This window comes from Streptomyces sp. NPDC006368 (genome assembly GCF_040612535.1).
Classification (GTDB): Bacteria; Actinomycetota; Actinomycetes; order Streptomycetales; family Streptomycetaceae; genus Streptomyces.
This window is the reverse complement of sequence record NZ_JBEXQK010000062.1, coordinates 1-20,874: the sequence shown is the minus strand read 5'-3', so window position 1 is coordinate 20,874 and position 20,874 is coordinate 1. Positions and strand designations below refer to the sequence as shown.

At 73.2% G+C, this 20,874-nt stretch carries 20 protein-coding genes, 1 tRNA gene and 2 pseudogenes; 16 read left to right on the top strand and 7 right to left on the bottom strand.

What is annotated here, in order from left to right; translation table 11 throughout:
- Positions 1-28: 28 nt before the first annotated feature.
- A complete protein-coding gene (locus tag ABZZ38_RS28800; protein ID WP_356745187.1) occupies positions 29-640 on the bottom strand; it encodes a 5-formyltetrahydrofolate cyclo-ligase in 612 nt (203 codons plus the stop codon).
- 94 nt (positions 641-734) lie between these two features.
- On the opposite strand from ABZZ38_RS28800, the gene galU reads away from it, so the two are divergent.
- The 9 genes and pseudogenes from galU to ABZZ38_RS28755 all read left to right on the top strand — a co-directional run.
- Positions 735-1,637: a UTP--glucose-1-phosphate uridylyltransferase GalU gene (gene galU, locus ABZZ38_RS28795; protein WP_356745185.1), complete on the top strand. Its 903-nt coding sequence runs from the start codon at positions 735-737 to the stop codon at positions 1,635-1,637.
- 4 nt (positions 1,638-1,641) lie between these two features.
- Complete coding sequence (gene glp / locus ABZZ38_RS28790) at positions 1,642-2,949, top strand: gephyrin-like molybdotransferase Glp (protein ID WP_356745183.1); 1,308 nt, start codon at positions 1,642-1,644, stop codon at positions 2,947-2,949.
- A gap of 121 nt (positions 2,950-3,070) precedes the next feature.
- Positions 3,071-3,574, top strand: coding sequence for a cyclic pyranopterin monophosphate synthase MoaC (moaC, locus tag ABZZ38_RS28785; protein ID WP_356745181.1), 504 nt, complete (start codon positions 3,071-3,073; stop codon positions 3,572-3,574).
- An 86-nt stretch (positions 3,575-3,660) separates the two neighbouring features.
- Complete coding sequence (locus tag ABZZ38_RS28780) at positions 3,661-4,131, top strand: MogA/MoaB family molybdenum cofactor biosynthesis protein (RefSeq protein ID WP_356745202.1); 471 nt, start codon at positions 3,661-3,663, stop codon at positions 4,129-4,131.
- A 14-nt stretch (positions 4,132-4,145) separates the two neighbouring features.
- A complete protein-coding gene (locus tag ABZZ38_RS28775) occupies positions 4,146-4,748 on the top strand; it encodes a GNAT family protein (RefSeq protein WP_356745200.1) in 603 nt (200 codons plus the stop codon).
- A gap of 145 nt (positions 4,749-4,893) precedes the next feature.
- Positions 4,894-5,946 carry a hypothetical protein gene (locus ABZZ38_RS28770; protein ID WP_356745179.1) on the top strand — a complete coding sequence of 351 codons (1,053 nt, stop codon included), beginning with the start codon at positions 4,894-4,896 and terminating at the stop codon, positions 5,944-5,946.
- 76 nt (positions 5,947-6,022) lie between these two features.
- Positions 6,023-6,096: transfer RNA gene (locus tag ABZZ38_RS28765), tRNA-Ala, on the top strand.
- Positions 6,097-6,575: 479 nt separating this feature from the next.
- Entirely contained in the window at positions 6,576-8,513 is a 1,938-nt protein-coding gene (locus ABZZ38_RS28760; protein ID WP_356745177.1) for an RICIN domain-containing protein, read from the top strand.
- Positions 8,514-8,547: 34 nt separating this feature from the next.
- A pseudogene (locus ABZZ38_RS28755) lies at positions 8,548-8,772 on the top strand (FBP domain-containing protein); the annotation flags it as partial.
- On the opposite strand, the gene ABZZ38_RS28750 reads toward ABZZ38_RS28755, so the two are convergent.
- The 3 genes from ABZZ38_RS28750 to ABZZ38_RS28740 form a co-directional block, all read right to left on the bottom strand.
- Complete coding sequence (locus ABZZ38_RS28750; RefSeq protein WP_356745175.1) at positions 8,727-10,382, bottom strand: amidohydrolase; 1,656 nt, start codon at positions 10,380-10,382, stop codon at positions 8,727-8,729. The pseudogene ABZZ38_RS28755 and the gene ABZZ38_RS28750 sit on opposite strands and share 46 nt — an antisense overlap.
- A gap of 219 nt (positions 10,383-10,601) precedes the next feature.
- Complete coding sequence (locus tag ABZZ38_RS28745; RefSeq protein ID WP_356745173.1) at positions 10,602-11,558, bottom strand: peptidase; 957 nt, start codon at positions 11,556-11,558, stop codon at positions 10,602-10,604.
- A 200-nt stretch (positions 11,559-11,758) separates the two neighbouring features.
- Positions 11,759-12,244 carry a GNAT family N-acetyltransferase gene (locus tag ABZZ38_RS28740; protein ID WP_356745172.1) on the bottom strand — a complete coding sequence of 162 codons (486 nt, stop codon included), beginning with the start codon at positions 12,242-12,244 and terminating at the stop codon, positions 11,759-11,761.
- Between the two features lie 50 nt (positions 12,245-12,294).
- Here ABZZ38_RS28740 and ABZZ38_RS28735 point away from each other — a divergent pair, with 50 nt between their 5' ends.
- Positions 12,295-13,098 carry an exodeoxyribonuclease III gene (locus ABZZ38_RS28735; protein ID WP_356745170.1) on the top strand — a complete coding sequence of 268 codons (804 nt, stop codon included), beginning with the start codon at positions 12,295-12,297 and terminating at the stop codon, positions 13,096-13,098.
- A 12-nt stretch (positions 13,099-13,110) separates the two neighbouring features.
- Here the strand turns inward: ABZZ38_RS28735 and ABZZ38_RS28730 are convergent, their stop codons facing one another.
- Positions 13,111-14,001 (bottom strand): alpha/beta hydrolase, encoded by an 891-nt coding sequence (locus ABZZ38_RS28730; RefSeq protein WP_356745198.1) that lies wholly within the window; start codon positions 13,999-14,001, stop codon positions 13,111-13,113.
- 145 nt (positions 14,002-14,146) lie between these two features.
- Here ABZZ38_RS28730 and ABZZ38_RS28725 point away from each other — a divergent pair, with 145 nt between their 5' ends.
- Both ABZZ38_RS28725 and ABZZ38_RS28720 read left to right on the top strand, forming a co-directional pair.
- Positions 14,147-15,265, top strand: coding sequence for a DUF6528 family protein (locus ABZZ38_RS28725; RefSeq protein ID WP_356745168.1), 1,119 nt, complete (start codon positions 14,147-14,149; stop codon positions 15,263-15,265).
- Positions 15,266-15,307: 42 nt separating this feature from the next.
- Positions 15,308-15,526 (top strand): hypothetical protein, encoded by a 219-nt coding sequence (locus ABZZ38_RS28720; RefSeq protein WP_356745166.1) that lies wholly within the window; start codon positions 15,308-15,310, stop codon positions 15,524-15,526.
- Between the two features lie 274 nt (positions 15,527-15,800).
- Here ABZZ38_RS28720 and ABZZ38_RS28715 read toward each other — a convergent pair.
- Together ABZZ38_RS28715 and ABZZ38_RS28710 are read right to left on the bottom strand one after the other, a co-directional pair.
- Positions 15,801-15,959: pseudogene (locus ABZZ38_RS28715) on the bottom strand (hypothetical protein); the annotation flags it as partial.
- A gap of 344 nt (positions 15,960-16,303) precedes the next feature.
- On the bottom strand, positions 16,304-16,978 hold the full coding sequence (locus ABZZ38_RS28710) for a MerR family transcriptional regulator (RefSeq protein WP_356745164.1): 675 nt from the start codon (positions 16,976-16,978) through the stop codon (positions 16,304-16,306).
- Between the two features lie 133 nt (positions 16,979-17,111).
- Between ABZZ38_RS28710 and ABZZ38_RS28705 the strand changes: the two genes are divergently transcribed.
- From ABZZ38_RS28705 to ABZZ38_RS28690, 4 genes are all read left to right on the top strand, one after another.
- Positions 17,112-18,608: an NAD(P)/FAD-dependent oxidoreductase gene (locus tag ABZZ38_RS28705; protein WP_356745162.1), complete on the top strand. Its 1,497-nt coding sequence runs from the start codon at positions 17,112-17,114 to the stop codon at positions 18,606-18,608.
- Positions 18,605-19,477 carry an alpha/beta hydrolase gene (locus ABZZ38_RS28700; protein WP_356745161.1) on the top strand — a complete coding sequence of 291 codons (873 nt, stop codon included), beginning with the start codon at positions 18,605-18,607 and terminating at the stop codon, positions 19,475-19,477. The genes ABZZ38_RS28705 and ABZZ38_RS28700 overlap by 4 nt, the downstream gene beginning before the upstream one ends.
- A complete protein-coding gene (locus ABZZ38_RS28695; protein ID WP_356745159.1) occupies positions 19,474-20,367 on the top strand; it encodes an SDR family oxidoreductase in 894 nt (297 codons plus the stop codon). The genes ABZZ38_RS28700 and ABZZ38_RS28695 overlap by 4 nt, the downstream gene beginning before the upstream one ends.
- Before the next feature lie 94 nt (positions 20,368-20,461).
- The gene (locus ABZZ38_RS28690) at positions 20,462-20,656 is read left to right on the top strand and encodes a hypothetical protein (RefSeq protein ID WP_356745157.1); all 195 of its coding nucleotides are present in this window, start codon (positions 20,462-20,464) and stop codon (positions 20,654-20,656) included.
- Positions 20,657-20,874: the final 218 nt, after the last annotated feature.

Here is a 20,874-nt window from a genome sequence, read left to right as displayed (position 1 = left end):
CCATCAGGTCACGCCGCCATCGGGGCCGTCACGCCATCAGGCCGCGGAAGGGCCGGAAGCGGAGCGTGACGTCCGGCGTCACCACCGCGTGCACGGGGTGGTCGTGCGGTTCCTCGGGAACCCGCTCGACCACCTCGTGCGCGTACAGCAGCACCACCAGGTACGGGTCCTCCCCGGCCCGTACGAGGCGGGCGAGGGCCCGGTCGTACGAACCGCCGCCGCGGCCCAGCCGCATGCCCCGCGCGTCCACCGCGAGCCCCGGCAGGAGGACCGTGTCGGCCTCCAGGACGGCGTCCACGCCGAGCGCCGGACCCGACGGCTCCAGCAGCCCGCGCCGGGCCCGTACGAGCCGCTCCGCGCCCTCGTACGCCGCCCAGTCCAGATCGTTGTCGGGCAGCAGGAGCGGCAACAGGACGCGTACGCCTCGCGCCCGGAGCGCGTCGAGCAGCGCGCGGGTGCCCGGTTCGCTCCCGACCGACACATACGCGGCGACTGTCCGTGCCCGCCGCAGCTCGGGCAGCTTCATCGCCATATCGGCGAGGACCGCTGCCTGCTTCCGGACGTCCTCACTGCTCAGCAGGGCGCGTGCGGTGAGCAGTTGGCGCCGCAGAGCGGCCTTTTCGGGCATGTCGCCGCCCATGGTGACCTCACAAACCTCTCGTATAGGTCCATATGAGAAGGAAGTTAACCGGAACCTAATCTCTCGCCCATACCGACCGGATAGGGTGCTCCGCATGACTCAGTCGCGCCCCAGGATCAGCAAGGCTGTCATCCCCGCCGCAGGCCTCGGCACCCGGTTCCTGCCGGCCACGAAAGCCACTCCCAAAGAGATGCTCCCTGTGGTCGACAAGCCCGCCATCCAGTACGTCGTCGAGGAGGCCGTGAGCGCCGGCCTCTCCGACGTACTGATGATCACCGGACGCAACAAGCGCCCGCTCGAAGACCACTTCGACCGCAACTACGAGCTCGAGGAAGCCCTCGTCCGCAAGGGCGACCAGGAGCGGCTCTCCAAGGTCCAGGAGTCCAGCGACCTCGCCACCATGCACTACGTGCGCCAGGGCGACCCGCGCGGGCTCGGCCACGCCGTGCTGTGCGCCGCCCCGCACGTCGGCGACCAGCCCTTCGCCGTGCTCCTCGGCGACGACCTGATCGATCCGCGCGACCCGCTGCTCTCCCACATGGTCGACGTCCAGGACCGCGAGGGCGGCAGCGTCATCGCCCTCATGGAGGTCGACCCGTCGCAGATCCACCTCTACGGCTGCGCCGCCGTCGAGCCCACCCGCGAGGCCGACGTCGTCAAGGTGACCAACCTGGTCGAGAAGCCCGACCGCGCCGACGCCCCCAGCAACTACGCCATCATCGGCCGGTACGTCCTGGGCCCCGCCATCTTCGGGATACTGCGCGAGACCGAGCCCGGCCGCGGGGGCGAGATCCAGCTCACCGACGCCCTCCAGAAGCTGGTCGCCGACGAGACGATCGGCGGCCCGGTGCACGGCGTCGTCTTCAAGGGCCGCCGCTATGACACCGGTGACCGGGGCGACTATCTGCGGGCCATTGTCAGACTCGCGTGCGAACGTGAAGATCTGGGACCGGACTTCCGCAACTGGCTTCGCCGTTACGTCACCGAGGAGATGTAGGGATTTGAGTACGACCTGGTCGGTGGACGAGCACCTGGAGGACATCCTCGGCGCGGTCCGCCCGCTCGACCCCATCGAGCTGCCCCTGCCCGACGCCCAGGGCTGTGTCCTGGTCGAGGACGTCATGGTGCCCGCAGCCCTGCCGCCCTTCGACAACAGCTCCATGGACGGATACGCGGTGCGGGTCGCGGACGTCACCGGCGCCACCGAGGAGTTCCCCGCGGTCCTCACCGTCATCGGTGACGTCGCGGCGGGCAGCGGAGGGCTGCCCACCGTCGGCCCCGGCCAGGCCGCGCGCATCATGACCGGCGCCCCGCTGCCGCCCGGCGCCGAAGCGGTGGTCCCGGTCGAGTGGACCGACGGCGGCACCGGCGGCGCGCCCGCCACCGGGATGCGGGCCGCGAGCGCCGCCCCCGAGGGCGCGAGCGGAGAGGTCCGCGTCCACCGCCCGGTCGAGGCCCGCGCCCACGTACGCGCGCGTGGCAGCGACGTCCAGGCCGGCGACCTTGCCCTGGAGGCCGGCACCATCCTCGGCCCGCCGCAGATCGGCCTGCTCGCCGCCATCGGGCGCGGCACCGTACGGGTGCGTCCCCGCCCGCGCGTGGTCGTGCTCTCCACCGGCAGCGAGCTGGTCCAGCCGGGCGAGACCCTCGGCCCCGGCCAGATCCACGACTCCAACAGCTTCGCGCTCGCCGCCGCCGCGCGGGACGCCGGCGCCATCGCCTACCGGGTGGGCGCGGTCACCGACGACGCCGAGACCCTGCGCCTCACCATCGAGGACCAGCTGATCCGCGCCGACCTCCTGGTCACCACGGGTGGCGTCAGCGTCGGCGCGTACGACGTCGTCAAGGAGGCCCTGTCGTCCGTCGGCGACCAGGACGAGCCGGGCGGCGGCATCGACTTCCGCAGGCTGGCCATGCAGCCCGGCAAGCCGCAGGGCTTCGGCTCGATCGGCCCCGAGCACACCCCGCTGCTCGCGCTGCCGGGCAACCCGGTCTCCGCGTACGTCTCCTTCGAGCTGTTCGTCCGCCCCGCGATCCGCGCGCTGATGGGCCTGAAGGACGTGCGGGACGTCCAGCGCCCGCGTGTGCGCGCCGTGCTCGCCGCCGACAAGCCGCTGTCCTCGCCGTCCGGCAAGCGCCAGTTCCTGCGTGCCGCGTACGACGCCGAAGCGGGCACCGTCACCCCTGTGGGCGGCGCGGGCTCGCATCTGATCGGCGCCCTCGCGCACGCGGACGCGCTGCTCGTCGTCCCCGAGGACACCACCACGGTCGAGCCGGGCGACCAGCTGGATGTGGTCCTCATCGGCTGATGCCCCGGCCGTGGGGGTACGGTGTCTGCCGCTGTGCCTTCCGGGGGACGTTCCCCGGACCCCCGGCGCGACAATGGGCGTGCGGGGCAATCGGCGCCATGACGCGAGGCGGAGTTCAGCAGTGAGTACGCAAGGCAGCAGCCTGACGCACATCGACGAGGCGGGGGCGGCCCGCATGGTCGACGTCTCGGACAAGGACGTCACCGCCCGCACCGCCCGCGCCACCGGCCGGGTCCTGGTCTCCCCCCGCGTGGTCGAGCTGCTGCGTGGTGAGGGTGTCCCGAAGGGGGACGCACTGGCCACCGCCCGTATCGCCGGCATCATGGGCGCCAAACGGACGCCCGACCTGATCCCGCTGTGCCACCCGCTGGCCGTGTCGGGCGTGAAGCTGGACCTGTCGGTCGCGGACGACGCGGTCGAGATCGCGGCCACCGTGAAGACCACCGACCGTACCGGCGTGGAGATGGAGGCGCTCACGGCTGTCTCCGTCGCGGCGCTCACGGTCGTCGACATGGTGAAGGCCGTCGACAAGGCGGCCGTCATCACCGACGTACGGGTGGAGGAGAAGACGGGGGGGAAGTCCGGCGACTACCGGCGCGCGGAGCACGAGGGAGCGGCACAGTGACCCCCCGGGCGGGCAACGTCGCCGGCGCCCACCACCCGCAGCCCGGCCCGGACGCGGACCGGCCCTCGGGCCGGCCGTACCGCGCCCTGGTCGTCACCGCCTCCAACCGGGCCTCCGCCGGCGTCTACGAGGACAAGGGCGGCCCGATCATCGCCGAAGGGCTCACCGCGCTCGGGTTCGCCGTCGACGGCCCGGTGGTCGTCCCCGACGGCGACCCGGTCGAAGCCGCGCTGCGCGAGGGGGTGGCCGCGGCGTACGACGTCATCCTCACCACCGGCGGCACCGGCATCTCGCCCACCGACCGCACCCCCGACGTCACCCGGCGCGTCCTCGACCACGAGGTGCCCGGCATCCCGGAGGCCATCCGCGCGTACGGCCGCGAGAAGGTGCCGACGGCCGTCCTCTCCCGCGGTCTCGCCGGGGTCGCCGGCCGCACCCTGATCGTCAACCTGCCCGGCTCCACCGGTGGCGTGCGCGACGGTCTCGCCGTCCTCGGCCGGATCCTGGTCCACGCGGTGGACCAGCTGCGCGGCGGCGACCACCCCAGACCGTCATGAACCCGGCGTGGCCGGTGCACCTGGTGGACGGCGCCGTCGTCCTGCGCCCGATAAAGCTGCGCGACCAGCGGGCCTGGCGCGAGGTCAACCGGCGCAACCGCGACTGGCTGCGCCCCTGGGAGGCCACGATCCCGCCGCCCGCCCCCGGCGGCTTGTTCGTGCAGCGCCCCACGTACCGCCAGATGGTCCGCCATCTGCGGGCGGAGGCGAACGCGGGGCGGATGCTGCCGTTCGTGATCGAGTACGAGGGGCGCCTGGTCGGCCAGCTGACCGTCGCGGGCATCACCTGGGGGTCGATGTGCTCGGGCCACGTCGGGTACTGGGTGGACCGCGAGGTCGCCGGGCGCGGGGTCATGCCGACCGCCGTCGCCCTCGCCGTCGACCACTGTTTCCGCGTGGTGGGGCTGCACCGGATCGAGGTCTGCATTCGCCCCGAGAACACGCCCAGCCGCCGGGTGGTGGAGAAATTGGGATTCCGCGAAGAGGGACTGCGCCCGCGCTACCTCCACATCGACGGCGCGTGGCGCGACCACCTCGTGTTCGCGCTCACGGCCGAGGAGGTGCCCGAGGGGCTGCTGCGCCGGTGGCACCGGGCGCGCCGCGGGACACCCCGATAAATAAAATAAATGTTCGAATTCAATCGCCGAACGACCACAACCGGTCTGATCAATCACAAAAAAATTCAGTGATATCAGCCAGATCGTGCGACACACCGGCTCAATTGGCCGATCGCCTGCTGCGAACCCCTCTACGGTGTGACACGTGAGCAGCAGCGGCCTCATCTACGCAGTCATCGTCGGGGCCTGGGCCGCCTACTTGGTGCCGATGTGGCTCCGAAGGCAGGACGAGCTGAACGAAGCCCGTCCGACGGAACGCTTCAGCACCGCCATCCGGCTGCTGTCCGGACGGGCGGGGATGGAGCGCCGGTACGCCAAGGAGCTGGATCGGCGCGCCGCAGGTCAGGAAGGGCCCGAGGTCGACCCGGACGCCGAGACCGAGCATCTGAGCTCGGTCGACGTCCGGGCCTTCGCCGCGCCCCCGGCCCTGACGGAGGCCCGCCTCGACATCCCGGCACCCGCCCGGCCCGCCCGGCCGGCCGCGCGGCGCCCCGTACTCACCGGTGAGGCCGCCGCGCGCGCCCGCCGCTCCCGGGTGCTCGCCCGGCGCCGGCGCACCACGGTGGTCCTCTTCCTCGCCTTCACGGTCGGCGCGATCGTCGCGGCCGTCGGCGGTCTCGCCTTCCTGTGGGTGCCCGGCATCCCGGCGGTGCTGCTCAGCGCGTACATCGTGCACCTGCGGGCCCAGGAGCGGCGCCGTTTCGTGTACGTCATGGACCGGCGCCGCGCCGAGGCCGCCGCGCAGCGGCTGCGTGAGAGCCGCCCTCGCACCCGCCCGGCCCCGGAACGGGACGCCGAGCCGGAGGCGCAGCACCCGCAGCCCGAGCCCGAGCCCGTGGTCTCCCCGCAGGAGGCGGGGCGCCGCGCGCTCGTCGAGCAGACGGACCACGCCGAGTGGGTGGACCAGCAGCGCGACCGCGGCCCCGCCCGCGGCGACAGCTGGGACCCGGTCCCGGTCCCGCTGCCCACGTACGTCACCGCGCCGGTCGCCCCGCGCGCGACGGGCGGCGTGGACGTCACGGACCCCGAGACCTGGAGCGCTGCCCGCTCCTCCCCGGCGGAGCCGACCCCGCCGCCGCCCACCCGCCAGAACCCCAACCCGAGCCCGCACCCCCCGCGCCGCACCCGCGACCACGGCCGCACCCCGCTCTTCGACCAGTACGCGGACGAGGACCGTCCCCGCGCGGCCAACGAGTGACGCGCCTCTCCGGTGGCCGGGCGGGAACGGATTTCCAAGCAGCCCGATCGGGATGCTAATGTTTCACACGTCGCAAGGGCCTGTGGCGCAGACTGGTAGCGCACCTCGTTCGCATCGAGGGGGTCAGGGGTTCAAATCCCCTCAGGTCCACGCAACGTCAAAGCCCCTGCCGGGGAAATCCGGCAGGGGCTTTGAGCTGTGTCCGGACGCCGGTGGGAGCGGGTGGGTGCCGGCGGGGCGCACGCGAGCCGGCGGGTGCCTGTCATGGCCCGGTCGCGGGACAGGGTCGCCCCGGTCGCGCGGCAGGGTGGGCGCCGCGCGGGCAGGGTGGCCGGGACAGTGGCCGCGCCGGCGTCACGACGCACGGACGCGACCCCGCCCCGCGCGGGCCCGGTGCCTTTCGGCCCCGGAGTCCGGTGGCGGGTCGGTGAATTCCGGCGACTGATCCCAACCCTTGTTCCGTACCTGCCAGTTGTGCGATCGTTTGCCTTCGCGCGGCCCAACAGGCCGATTCTGCTCAACCGTTCGAATTCCTTTCGGGTCGCCCTTCACAAAACGAACGGCACGCAAAGGTACGCACCAATCCGGTGGTTCCCGCTCGCTGCAATTCCCTGGATGGGCATACGTCTATGCGCAACCCCCCACCTCCTTCCCCGCCCCCTCGTCCCCCGTACGGTCCCACCTCCGGCGGCTCCGACGCGTTCCTGGTGGACGCCCTGCGGGCCGATGGCGGGTGGCGCGACGCGTACCCGGTGGCCGCGCTGATGGAGCGGCACTGGCAGGCCGTGTCCGACTACGTGGCGCTCTTCGTCCCCCCGGGGAATGCCGCGGCGATGGTCGCAGCCGCCGCTTTCGGTCAGGCGCTGGAAAAGCTGCGCGCAGACGGCCCGGAGTGGGGCACGGCCGCCGTACGCGTGCATTGCCTCGTGACCGCACGCCGGGTATTGCGCGATTGGGGCGATGACGCGCGCATCACGGCGCTGCTGCCCGGAATTCAATGCCCGGAGGAACCGGCGGAGAATCGGCGGCTGATCGCCCGCGCATTCCGCGCCCTGCCCGGGCCCGCCCAGGTGCTGCTGTGGCACCGGGAAGTGGAGGCCGAGGGCATCTCCATACCGTCCGCCCTCCTGGCCATCGACCCCCGCGGCGCCACCGCGCGCCTCGCCGAGGCCCGCGAGCTGCTGCGCGCCGGATGCGTGAACGCCCACCATGAGCTCGCTCCGGACCAGGAGTGCCGGCACTTCGGCCGGCTGCTCGACATATCCCTGCGGCGCCGCGGCCCGCTGATCCCGGACATCCGGCTCCACCTGGCGCGGTGCCGCCACTGCCGGTACGCCGCCGAGCAGTTGCGGCACTCCGACGGCCACCTGGCGCTGCTGCTCGCCGAGGGCGTACTCGGCGCGGGGGCGGCGCGGTACCTCGAAACGCGGCCGGGGCGCGCCCGGGCCCACGAGCAGGCGCCCCGGCGGGCGCGCCACTCCCGGGGCGGGCGGCGCCACGGCTCGGCGCCGGGTGACGGGGCGCTCCTCGGCGGGGCCGCGCTCCGGAACGGCGCCGTCGCCGCCGTGGTGGCCGGGGTCCTGGTCGCGGGCGCCGTGGCGGCCCTCCGAGGGGACGGGGACGACGGCCATGAGGCGGGGACCGGGCGGCCCGGTGGCGCGGTGACCAGCGCCGCGGCTCCGCCCGTCGTCACCCCGCCCGCGCCCACCCCGGCCGGGCACCCCACCGGGCCGCTGAGCTTCCGGCTGCGCAACACCGCGACCGGGCTGTGCCTCGACGTCCGGGACGGCAGGGCGGTCGCCAACGCGGAACTGGCGCTCGCCGCGTGCGACCCGGGCTCGGTGACCCAGCTCTGGACGTACGAGCAGGACGGGCTGCTGCGCAGCGCCGCCGACCCCGCCCTCTGCGCCAACTCCCACCGGCCCGCGGGCACGCCGGTGCTGAGCGGATGCCCGGCGGCCGCCGCCCCTGACGCGGCGGACGTGCGCTACGACCTGACGGTTCAGGGGGTGGTCGTCCCACGGTGGAGCGAGCAGGTGGCGCTCACGCCCCTGACGGCCGAGCCCGGGACGAGCGTGGTCGTCCGCCTGCGGGACGGGTCGACGGCGCAGCGCTGGATGGCCGACGCCCCGGCCGGCCGCCCGGCGACCCCGAAGGCGGCGCCCGCCCCGCAGCCCGTGCCCAAGCGCGCCGCGTCGCACGAACTCGGCGGCACGCGACCCGGCGCGGGTCCGGGTACCGCGTCGGACACCGGCCCCGGTCCGGGCTCCGGCGCCCCTCCGGGCCCTGGCCCAGGCGTGCGCCCGGCCGATCCGCGCCATGGTCCGGCAGCCGGTGGGGCGCCCGGCGCGGCTTCCCTTCCGGCGCCGCCCGGCGGTCCGGGCCCGCACCCCCGCCCCCACCGCGCCTCGGCCGCCGGAGACGACCGCGCCGGAGACGACCGTGCCGGCGAGGCCCCGGTCCACCGCCGCGTCCATGACGGCGACCGACCCGCTCCTGGGTTGATCAACCTTTTGCCTGGTACTCCCAGGTGGAGTGACGGTCCCCGGCATGAAGGCAGTCTCTGAGCGCGCCATCCGCGCGTCGTTCGTCAATTGCTCGAAGGCTTCCCCGGCCGGGTGTGAGGGCAACTCGGTCGGCGTGTACCCGTGCTCCGACCTCGCCTGCTCCCTGTACGTACGGGGGGTGAAGCGCCCGGAGCCCGGCGGGCGCCTGGAGGAAACCCTGACGGTGGAGGAGCAGATCGAGCGGGCGAGGGCCCGGCTCGGCGGCTTCCTGGATCAGGCGCTCGCGGCGTGGACGCGGGTACCGCCGACGAAGGTCTGAAGGACGCGGGTGTCCGCGATCTCCCGCGGCGGCGCGGCGAACGGATCGCGGTCCAGCACGACCAGGTCGGCGAGGTTCCCCGCCCGGATGACGCCGGTGTCGTCGAGGTGGTTCACGTACGCGCTGCCGGCGGTGTACGCGGTCAGGGCGGCGTCCAGGCCGATGCGCTGCTCCGGCAGGAAGACCGGGGTGTCCGCCGGGGCGTCCGGCGAGACGCGGTTGACCGCGACGTGCAGCGCTGCCAGCGGGTCCGGGCTGCTGACGGGCCAGTCGCTGCCCGCCGCGAGCCGCGCCCCGGCGCGCAGCAGGTCACCGAACGGGTACTGGCGGGCGGCCCGTTCGGGACCGAGGAACGGGATCGTCAGCTCGTCCATCTGCGGCTCGTGCGCCGCCCACAGCGCCTGGATGTTCGCCGTCACGCCCAGCCGCGCGAACCGTGGCACGTCGTCCGGGTGCACCACCTGCAGATGCGCCAGGTGCGGCCGGGTGTCGACGGCGCCGCCGCCCGCCGCCCGCGCGGCCTCCACCGCGTCCAGCGCCTCACGCACCGCCCGGTCGCCCAGCGCGTGGAAGTGCACCTGGAACCCGTGGGCGTCCAGAGCGGTGACGTACTCGTCGAGCGCCTTCGGCTCGATGAACGAGAGGCCCGTGTTGCCGGACGCGCAGCCGCACCGGGTGAGGTACGGGCCGAGCAGGGCCGCCGTGCCGTTCTCGGCGATGCCGTCCTGCATGATCTTCACGGTGGTGGCGCGCAGCCTGCCGTACGTCAACTCCTCGCGCCGCGCCAGGAGCTCCGGGAGCTGCTCCAGGCCGCGCGCCCGGTCCCACCACAGCGATCCGACGACCCGGGCCGTCAGCTTCCCGCCGCGCGCGGCCGCCGCGTACGCCGGGGCCGGGTCGGCCATTCCGGCGTGGTCGCCGAGCAGGGCGTCCTGCCAGGCGGTGACGCCGAGGGAGTGCAGCAGCTCCTGTGCGCGCAGGAGGCCGGTGGTCAGCTCGTCGAGGGTCGGCGCCGGTACGAGGGCGGCGATGAGGGTCATCGCGCCCTCCTGGAGCATGCCGGTGGGGTGCCCGTCGGCGTCGCGCTCGATGCGCCCGTCGGCCGGGTCGGGAGTGGCGGCGGTGATGCCCGCCAGCTCCAGCGCCCGGGAGTTGGCCCAGCCGCCGTGGTGGTCGCGGTTGACCAGGTACGCGGGGCGGTCGGGGACCAGCTCGTCGAGGAGCCGCCGGTCCGGGGTGCCGCCGGGGAACGCCTCCATCGACCAGCCACCGCCGGTGATCCACTCCGCGTCGGGGTGCGCCTCGGCGTACGCCCGGATGCGGCGGCGGTACGCGTCGGTCGTCCCCGCCCCGCTCAGGTCGCACCGGCCCAGCTCCACTCCGCCGCCCACCGGGTGGACGTGCGCGTCCTGGAAGCCCGGTATCAGCAACCGGCCGCGCAGATCGACCACTTCGGTGCGCGGACCGATCAGCCCGTGGACCTCGGAGTCGCCGACGGCGACGATGCGGGAGCCGCGTACGGCCACCGCGGTCGCCCTGCGGCGCAGGGGATCCACGGTGTGGACGGGGCCGCCGGTGAAAACGAGGTCCGCGGTGCGGTGAGGGGCCATGGGCGTACTCCTGGTTCACGGAGGTGTCGTTCGTCGTTCAGTCTGCGGACGGCCGTGATGGTGTCCATGGGCAGGGTGAACGTATCCGGCCCCGCACCCCTACGAGTTGGCCAACTCCGGCCCGGCCGCCGGTCGCGGATTAGGACCGTAAGCAGGGGCGTGGGCGTGGGTGGCCGCCCGGCGGGGCCGTGAACCCCCCGCCGGGCGGCCGGTGCCGGCTCAGGAAACCTGGGCCTTGTCGTACAGCGCCTTCGCTTCGTTGCCGAAGTACGGGCCGAACATGCGGTTCGGGAGGAAGGTGTAGCCGAAGCTGTTCACCGAGACCTGCAGACCGGTGCCGGTCGCCTCACTGAAGCCGGTGAACCAGGGGCCTCCGCTGGAGCCGCCGGTCATGTTGCAGGCCAGGCTGTGGTCCTGCGAGAAGAGGAAGTCCTTGGAGGAGTTCCCGCTGCAGTGGATCAGCTTGGAGCCGTCGTACGGGGACGCGGCCGGGAAGCCGAAGGCGTACATCGGCTTGTTGTAGCCGCCGTTGAACTGGATGCCCTGCGCGCCGGTGACGGCGGTGAGCTTCTGCCCGTTCAGCGGGGCGACGACGGCCGCGCCGATGTCGTGGTTGATGTCCTCGCTCGCCTCCCACTGCGGGGTGGTCAGCGTTTTGGTGGCGGCCCACTGGCCGTAGGGCGCCTGGCCGTTGTCGTAGCCGGGGACGAAGACCCAGTTGGTGTGCCAGCTGCCCTGGTACTTCACGCAGTGCCCGGCGGTGATGACGGTGCTGGCGTTCTGGCTGGTGACGGCGTTGCCGGAGCAGGAAGCGGTACGGCCCTGGAAGGTGAAGAACACCCGGCCGGAGGTCTTCACGACCGCCCCGCCGCCGGTCCAGGGGCCGCCCGCCTGCGGGAAGGCGGTGGGCGCGACGGTGGTCGTGTCCCCGCCCGGCCGGGGCGTCCTGAGCTGCTTCGCGGCCCGCGGGGTCAGCCGCAGGTCGAGCGGGGCGGCGGAGCGCATCCGCTCGGCGGTCCAGAAGGCGGTCGCCCGCTGCTGTTCGGCGGCGGGGGCCGTGCGGACGGTGGGGTCGGGAGCCGGCCCGGCCGCGGTGGCGGCCGTGGTGGACAGGGCGCCGGTGAGCAGGGCTCCGACGGTCAGCAGGATGCCCGTGGTGATGCGATGGCGTCTCACGCATGTCTCCTTCTGCCGTGCCCGGGCGCGGGTTTCACGGCCCGGGCAGGGTGGGGGATCGAAGAGCGGTGCGTATAGCGGTGCGTGAGGCAGCGTGCCACGGGGGCGGGATGTTTGTCAGGGGCGCGTCAGTAGTGGGGTGGGGGCGCGTCGGGAGCACGCCGGTCGCGGCGCGTCGGTCGCGCGCGTCAGGGTCCGCGTCAGGGGTGCGTCAGCGGCTTGGCGAAGCAGCGGCTGCTGTCGTAGCCGCGGTAGTAGCCGAACTTGGCGCACGGCTCGTACCCGCTCGACGTGTAGAGCCCGATGGCCTCCGGCTGCATCGTGCCGGTCTCCAGCACCATCCGGGTCCGTCCGGCGGCGCGCGCGTCCTCCTCCAGGAGGGCGAGGACGCGACGGGCGAGACCCAGTCCGCGGGCCTCGGGGATCACGTACATGCGCTTGATCTCGGCGTCCCCGTCGGAGTACCCCTCGTCGTTCTCGTCCTGGGTGCGCCAGCCGCCGGTGGCCACGGGGCGGTCCCGGTCGTCGTAGGCGAGAAGGTACAGGCCGCGCGGCGGCCGGAACATCGAGGGGTCGAGCGGTGTGAGATCGCCCTCGTCGTCGTACCGCTCGGCGTATTCGAGCTGCACCTGGTCGTTGAGTTTGACCGCGTCGGGGTGGTCGAAGGGGGTGGGCCGGATAAACATACGAGGGATGGTACAGGTATGCGGACAGGATGTGTCGGTATCGTGCCCGAATGCTCACTGTGACCTCCGCCAATGTCAATGGCCTGCGCGCCGCCGCCAAGAAGGGCTTCGTCGAATGGCTCGCGGGAACCGCCGCCGACGTGCTCTGCCTCCAGGAGGTGCGGGCGGAGGAGTCCCAGCTGCCCGAGGCGGTACGCACCCCCGACGGCTGGTACGCCGTCCACGCCCCGGCCACCGCGAAGGGCCGGGCGGGCGTCTCCCTCTACACGCGCCGTGAACCGGACGCGGTGCGCGTCGGCTTCGGGTCGGCCGAGTTCGACGGCAGCGGCCGTTACGTGGAGGCCGACCTGCCGGGCGTCACGGTCGCCAGCCTGTACCTGCCCTCCGGCGAGGTCGGTACGGAGCGGCAGGACGAGAAGGTCCGCTTCATGGACGCGTTCCTGCCCTACCTGAAGGCGCTGAAGGCCCGCGCGGCGGCGGACGGCCGGGAGGTCCTGGTCTGCGGCGACTGGAACATCGCCCACCAGGAGGCCGACCTCAAGAACTGGAAGGCGAACCGGAAGAGCTCCGGCTTCCTCCCCGAGGAGCGCGCCTGGCTCTCCCGCGTCTTCGACGAGAGCGACGGGGCGTACGTCGACGTCGTCCGCGCCCTCCACCCGGACCAGGCCGGCCCGTACTCCTGGTGGTCCTACCGGGGCCGGGCCTTCGACAACAACGCCGGCTGGCGCATCGACTACCACGTGGCCACCCCCGGCCTGGCCGCCCGCGCGCTCAAGGCGTGGGTCGAGCGCGCGGCGACGCACGGCGAGCGCTGGAGCGACCACGCGCCCGTGACGGCGGTCTACGACCTGTAGGGCGACCGGGGCTCACCGCCGGTCGGTGGCGTGGGCGGCCCAGAAGCCGCGGAGCGCCGCGACGAGTTCCTCCGGGGCCTCCTCGGCGATGTGGTGGCCGGACTCGACGGGGCCGCCCCACAGGGGGCCGGCCGCCCAGTCCCGCCACACGGCGAGGACGTCCCCGTACAGCTCGACCATGTCGTCGCGGGTGGCCCAGAGCACCTGGACGGGGCACGCGACGCGCCGGCCGGCGCCGCGGTCGGCCTCGTCGTGGGCCCGGTCGATGCCCAGGCCTGCGCGGTAGTCCTCGCACATGGCGTGCACGGTGGCCGGGTCGTGGATGGCCCGGTGGTAGTCCTCGTACGCCTCGGCGCCCATCTCCTCCGGAGTGCCCCGGTACCAGGCGTCCGGATCGGCGTTGATCACGCGCTCGGCCGGTTTGCCGGTCTGCCCGAGGAAGAACCAGTGCCACCAGCGGGCGGCGAAGCGGGCGTCGCAGCGTCGCAGCGCCTCGCCGATGGGCACCGCGTCCAGCACGGTCAGCGACCGGACGGCCCCGGGATGGTCCAGGGCGAGCCGGGTGGCCACATAGGCCCCGCGGTCGTGGCCGACGACGGCGAAGCGCTCGTGCCCCAGTGAGCGCATCAGCGCGAGACAGTCGCCGGCCATGGCGCGCTTGGAGTACGGCCGGTGCTCGGCGTCGCTCACGGGCTTGGACGACCGGCCGTACCCCCGCAGGTCCGGGCACACCACGGTGTGCCCGGCAGCCGCGAGCAGGGGGGCGACCCGGTGCCAGGTGGCGTGCGTGCGCGGATGGCCGTGCAGGAGCAGCACCGCCGGGCCGTCGCCGCCGTACCGCACCCGCAGGCGGGCTCCGTCGCCGTCCCCGTCGCACATGGCCAGGGTGAATCCCTCGAACATCATGGAGTCCCTGTGCCCGCCGGGCGGCCCCTGCAACGTCAGGGGCGGCGCGCGCCCCGCGCTCGTGGATTCCGCATGTGAGGGTCTGTCACACGCCGTTTGTGCGAGACCGGTGGCGGGGAATGCTTCTGGCAGAGTGTGGCGGGTGCGCATCACCGCCGTACGTACGCTCCAGTCCGCCCTGTTAGCGACGGTCACGTGCGGAACGCTGCTGACCGCCCCCGTACCGACGTCGGCCTCCGTCCCGGTTCCCGCTTCCGAGATCCCCGCCGGGACGCCCGACGTCCTTCTCACCGATCAGGCGTCCAAGCGGATCCTGCTGCTCGACGGCGGGCGCCGCGGCTGGGACCCGGCCGCCGATCCGTCCGCCGTGAAGTGGGCGTTCTCGCCGCTCGGGGACGCCCGGTACGCCGACATGGAGCCGGGCGTCAGCTGGGTGCACCCGAGCGAGGCCAAGGTGCGGACCTGGAAGGGCGGGACGTACGTCCTGACGGTCGCCTCGTACGGCTTCGCGGCGGTCGTCGCGTACCCTTCGGGCCGGCGCCACTGGGGCGACACACTCTCGCCCGGGACCATCCGGCACAACCCGCACAGCATCGAGCTCCTGCCCGACGGCAACGTGGCCGTCGCGGGCAGCACCGGTGACGTCGTACGGCTCTACGCGGCCTCCCAGGGCCAGGCGGACGTGCCGTTCGCGTCGTACACGCTGGACGACGCGCACGGGCTGCAGTGGGACGGGCGCCACCGGGTGCTGTGGGCGCTCGGCGGGGACCGGCTGGTGGCGCTGAAGGTGGGCGGCACCCCGGCGCGGCCCACGCTCACCCGGGGCTTCGAGGTGCCCCTGCCGACCCCGCACGGGCACGACCTGGGGCAGGTGGCCGGGCGGCCGGACCGGCTGTGGGTGAGCAGCGGGTCAGCCGTGTACCAGTACGTGAAGAGCACCCGGACCTTCGTGCGGGACTTCCCCGGCGCGGCCGCCATCAGCCGCGCCCGGGTCAAGGCGGTCGGCGACGACCCGGTCACCGGGCAGGTCGCCTCCACGGTGCCGGAGCGCGGCCTGGCGGAGACCTGGTGGACCAGGAAGGTGACGGTGCACCACCCGGCGGGGAACCACCCGGTGGGGACGTACGAGCTGGCGAACGGCGGCATCTACAAGGCCCGCTGGTGGCTGCCGGCCCCGGCGGTCGCGGGGCACCGGCTCCAGGCCGGTGCCCCGCGACCCCCGCGACTCCCCCGAGTCGGCGGTGGTGATCACCACCGGTGATCACCACCGGGTGGGTGCCACCGGGCCGGTTACCACCAGGCGGTGCACTTCACCTCGTCGCTGTACGCGGAGCTGCCGCACGCGCGGAACCGCCAGCCGGAGCTGGAGTTCGTCTCCTTGGCGGCGGTGGTGTGCGGGCCGCCGTCGCCCACGATGAACGGGCCGCACTGGACCCACGAGGACGCGCTGCCGTTCGACCAGTTGGTCGTCCAGTCCATCCAGAACTCGTCCCCGGGCTCACTGGCGACCAGCTTGGCGTAGCCCGAGCCACGTCTACTACAGCTACGGGGCCCACAACCTCAGCAACCAGTACGGCTGGCACTGGGTCATCAACAACCAGTACGGCGGTGCGAGCGCGAACCTGTGCCTCGGCTACAACGGCACGAACTGCAACTGCACCATCCAGGCCCAGGGCGGTGCCTGGGCGGACCTGACGCCCGTCAACTCCATCAGGCTGAACCGGCCGTGAGGCCGTGACGCGGGCCGGACCTCCGTCGGGTCCCGACGGAGGTCCGGCCCCTCGTCCGCGCCGTGGCTACCGGTCGGCGCACACCGGGACGTCCGGGAGCTGGTTCCCGGGCGAGCTGATGTAGATGGTGGACATGTAGCCGCCGTACTGCGGGAGGTACGCCCACCAGTCGTTGGTGTACGGCGGTACGGAGACGACCTGGCCCTTCTTCTGGCAGCCGCGCACTGGCCCGGGCTCATGTGGAGCAGGCGCGGTTTCGGTGGGGGGCCGTCCGGGCGCCGGCCGGCTGGTTCGGGCAGCTGAACAGTCACTGTGGTCACTGTGTTCATGTCCGTTTGTCGGCGCACGCCTCGGGGTGCGAGGGCTTGCGTTGCGGGTTGACACCTGGGAGCGCAGCGCACGGGGAGGAGCGGCGGACGCGGAGCACCGCGCGGGTGCGCGGACATGCCCCGCCCGGCGGGCGTTCAGGCGCGACAATAGCGAGGGCCGTGAGCGTGCGCATCTTCCCCGCTCCACGCCCCCTTCGCGGGCCCCTCGCGGGCCCGGACGGGCCCCGTTCTCGCGGCCGCCTAGGAGTTGAGGGCGCGCAGGTGGCGGTCGAGGGCCATCGAGATCTCCGCCTCCACGACGCTCTTCGCCAGGGGACGCAGCCGTACGACATCGGCGTCCCCGTCCGCGTGGTCGTGCAGCAGGTCGGCGAAGAGGGCGGCCAGGGCGTCCGCGTGGGCCCGGACCCGGGCCGCCGCCGCCAGGACCGCCGACAGCGGGATGCCCTCCTTGACCAGGGCGGCCGAGACGTCCAGCAGGCGGCGGCTGACGTGGACGATCTCCTCGCCGTCGGTGGCGAGGTAGCCGAGGTCCAGGGCGGCGGCGAAGTTCTCCGGGGTGACCTGGTCGCCGAAGTGGTCGGCGAGTTGCTCCGGGGTGAGCCGTACCGGCTCCTCCTCGGTCGGTTCGCCCAGGCCCAGCACCTCGCCGACGTCGCGTCCGCTCTCGAAGGCGGCGGCCAGGTCGGCGATGCCGTTGAGGGTGTGGCCGCGCTCCAGCAGGGCGGCGATCGTGCGCAGGCGGGCCAGGTGGTGTTCGCCGTACCAGGCGATGCGGCCCTCGCGGCGCGGTGGGGGGATCAGCCCCCGCTCCCGGTAGAAGCGCACGGTGCGCACCGTGATGCCGGCCGCCTCCGCCAACTCCTCGACGCGGTACTCACGCTGGTGCGTGCCCTCGGTCGTCCCCTCGTTCGCCACAGCCGCAACCCTATGTCGTACCGGCGGTAACTTTTCCTCCGCGACCCCTACCGCTCGGTATGGAGCTGCTCTACTCTCCCAACCGTGCCAGTGATTGCTGGCAGAGTCTTGCTGATGGGTATGCGGAGGCGGCATGGGCCAGCACGAGCATGTACGCGTGGCGGTGATCGGATCGGGCTTCGGAGGCCTCGGCGCGGCCGTCCGGCTGCGCCGCGAGGGGATCACGGACTTCGTCGTCCTGGAGCGCGCCGACTCGGTCGGCGGGACGTGGCGGGACAACAGCTACCCCGGATGCGCCTGTGACGTTCCGTCACATCTGTACTCCTTCTCCTTCGCGCCCAACCCCGACTGGCCGCGCACCTTCTCCGGCCAGCAGCACATCCGCGCGTACCTCGAACACGTCACGGACACCTTCCGGCTGCGTCCTCACCTCCGCCTCGGCCACGAGGTCCTGATGGCGCGCTGGGACAACGACGCGCTGCACTGGGAGATCGAGACCTCGCGGGGGACGCTCACGGCCGACGTCGTCGTCTCCGCGACCGGGCCGCTCTCCGACCCGAAGATCCCCGACATCCCCGGCCTCGCGTCCTTCGAGGCCGCCGGCGGCAAGGTGTTCCACTCCGCCCGCTGGGACCACGACTACGACCTCACGGGCAAGCGGGTCGCGATGATCGGCACCGGCGCCTCCGCCATCCAGATCGTCCCGTCCATCCAGCCGCGGGTCGGCACGCTGACGCTGTTCCAGCGCACGCCCCCGTGGGTCATGCCCCGCATGGACCGCGCCATCACCAACGCCGAGCGGTGGCTGCACCGCCGGCTGCCCTTCACCGGCAAGGCGCGCCGCGGACTGCTCTGGGGCGTCCGGGAGTTGCAGGTCAGCGCCTTCACCAAGCGGCCGGGTGAGCTCGGGCTCGTCGAGAGACTCGCCAAGGCGAACATGGCCCGCGCCATCAAGGACCCGGCGCTGCGCGCCAAGCTGACGCCCTCCTACCGCATCGGCTGCAAGCGCATCCTGCTGTCCAGCGACTACTACCCGGCCCTCGCCCGACCCAACGTCGACGTCATCGCCTCGGGCCTGGCCGAGGTTCGGGGCTCCACGCTCCTCGCCGCCGACGGTACGCGGACCGAGGCCGACGCCATCATCTTCGGCACCGGCTTCCACGTCACCGACATGCCGATCGCCGACCGCGTCGTCGGCGCGGACGGGATCACGCTCGCCGAGGCGTGGAAGGACGGCATGGAGTCGCTGCGCGGCGCGACGGCCGCCGGGTTCCCCAACTGGATGACGATCATCGGCCCCAACACCGGGCTCGGGAACTCCTCCATGATCCTCATGATCGAGTCCCAGCTGAACTACCTGGCCGACTACATGCGACGGCTCGACGTGCTCGGCGGACGCGCCGCGCTGACCCCGCGACCCTCCGCGGTCGGGGCGTGGAACCGCCGCGTGCAGTCCCGGATGGAGCGGACCGTGTGGAAGGCGGGCGGCTGCGACAGCTGGTACCTCGACGCCAACGGCCGCAACACCACGCTGTGGCCGGGGACCACGAGCGAGTTCCGGCGCGCGACGAAGGAAGTGGACCTCGGCGAGTACGAGGTCGTCCGGGTGCGCGAGGGGGCGGCGCGATGAGGGTGACATCCGCGGACACCTCGTCCCTGCACGTCGAGGTGCACGGGCCCGAGAACGCTCCCGCCGTCGTACTGGTGCACGGCTGGACCTGCTCGACGGAGTTCTGGGCCGCCCAGGTACGGGACCTGTCCAGCGACCACCGCGTCATCGTCTACGACCAGCGGGGACACGGGCGCACCCCGGCCGCCGGGCCCGGCGGATACTCCACGAACGCCCTCGCCGACGACCTGGAGGCCGTGCTCGCGGCCACGCTGGAACCCGGCGGGAAGGCCGTGCTCGTGGGGCACTCCATGGGCGGCATGACCCTCATGGCCGCCGCCGGGCGGGCGGCGGTGCGCGAACGCGCCGCGGCCGTCCTGCTGTGCAGCACCGGCGCCTCCCGGCTGATCGCCGAGTCACTCGTGCTGCCGTTGCGCGCCGGAGCGCTGCGGACCCGGCTGACCCGGGCCGTCCTGGGCGCACGCGCGCCCCTCGGGCCCGTCACCGCCGTCTCCAAGGCCATCCTCAAGTACGCGACGATGGGCCCCGGTTCGGCGCCCGAACGGGTCGCCGAGTGCGCCCGTATCGTGCACGCCTGCCCACGGGCCGTGCGGGTCGCCTGGTCGCACGTCCTCGCCGGCCTCGACCTCGAAGCGGGCGTACGGGAGTTGACCGTGCCCACGGCCGTGCTGGTCGGGAGCGCCGACCGGCTCACCCCGCCCGTGCACGCGCGGGCCCTGGCCGCCGCGCTGCCCCGGTGCGTGGGGCTGGAGGAGCTCACCGGCATCGGGCACATGACGCCCGTGGAGGCGCCGGAGGCCGTGACGGCCCGCGTCCGCGCGCTGACGACGACGTATCTCGGTTCCGGGGAGAGGGAGGAAGCGGCATGAGCAAGGTCAGCCTGGAGGGACAGGTCGCCGTCGTCACCGGCGGGGCCCGGGGTGTCGGAGAACTGCTCGCCCGCAAACTCTCCGCGCGCGGCGCGCGCGTCGCGCTCCTGGGACTCGAACCCGACGAGCTGAAGCAGGTCTCCGGCCGGCTGCACACCGAGAGCGACTGGTGGCACGTCGACGTCACCGACCATGAGGCGATGGCACGCGTCGCGCAGGAGGTCAAGGAACGCTTCGGCAAGGTCGACATCGTCGTCGCCAACGCCGGTGTCGCCACGGGCGGCCCCTTCGTCGACTCCGACCCCGACGCGTGGCGGCGCGTCATCGAGGTCAACCTCATCGGCAGCGCCGTCACCGCCCGCGCGTTCCTGCCGGTCCTCCTGGAGAGCCGCGGCTACTTCCTCCAGATCGCCTCACTCGCCGCGATCACCCCCGCCCCGATGATGACCGCGTACTGCGCGTCCAAGTCGGGCGTGGAGGCCTTCGCGCACAGCCTGCGCGCCGAAGTCGGCTACCGGGGCGTGCGCGTCGGCGTCGGCTACCTGTCGTGGACCGACACCGACATGGTGCGCGGCGCCGACCGGGACGACGTGATGCGGGAGTTGCGGCAGCGGCTGCCGTGGCCGTCGAACCGGACGTACCCCCTCGGCCCCGCCGTCGACCGGATCGTCACCGGCATCGAACGCCGCGCGGCCCACGTCTACGCCCAGTGGTGGCTGCGCGGCATGCAGTCGGTACGCGGCTACCTCCCGGGCGTCATCGCGACCGTCGGACAGCGCGAGATGCGGCGCTTCGAGCCGCGGCTGGCGGGCGTACGCACCGGGCTCGTCGGCGCGGGCGGCGAGGCGGACGAAAGGGCGCGCACGGAGCGTGACCAGCCCGTCACCTGATCGAAATGCGCGGTATGTCGGGTCATGCCAGTCTGGTCGAGGCCGGGGGCCGCACATGGCCTCCGCACCCCCACCACTTTCAGGAGTGACCTCGATGGGTATCGCAGACCAGTTCAAGGACAAGTCGCAGGAGCTCAAGGACCAGGCGAAGCAGCGTGCGCAGGACGCGAAGCGCGAGGCGCAGCAGCGTACGCGCAAGGGCGGCCAGCAGGCCGGCCAGCGCCGCCAGGACACCGAGGGCGAAGCGCGCTCGCAGCGGGAGCGGATGAACCCGAACCGCGACGCCTGACCCCACCCCCTCGCGACAGGGCGCACCCGGGACGCCGGGTGCGCCTCACGCGTGTACGGTGCCGGGGCTGTTGGGCATCGCCTTACGCGGGGGCGTCGCGCCCGGGGTGCGGGGCCGGGGCTGTTGGGCTGGGCCCTGTTGCGTGGGCGTCGTTGGGGGCCGTTCCGGGGATCGTGTTCTGGGCTCTCTGTCGCTTCGCTCTGTCGTTTTACGCCCAG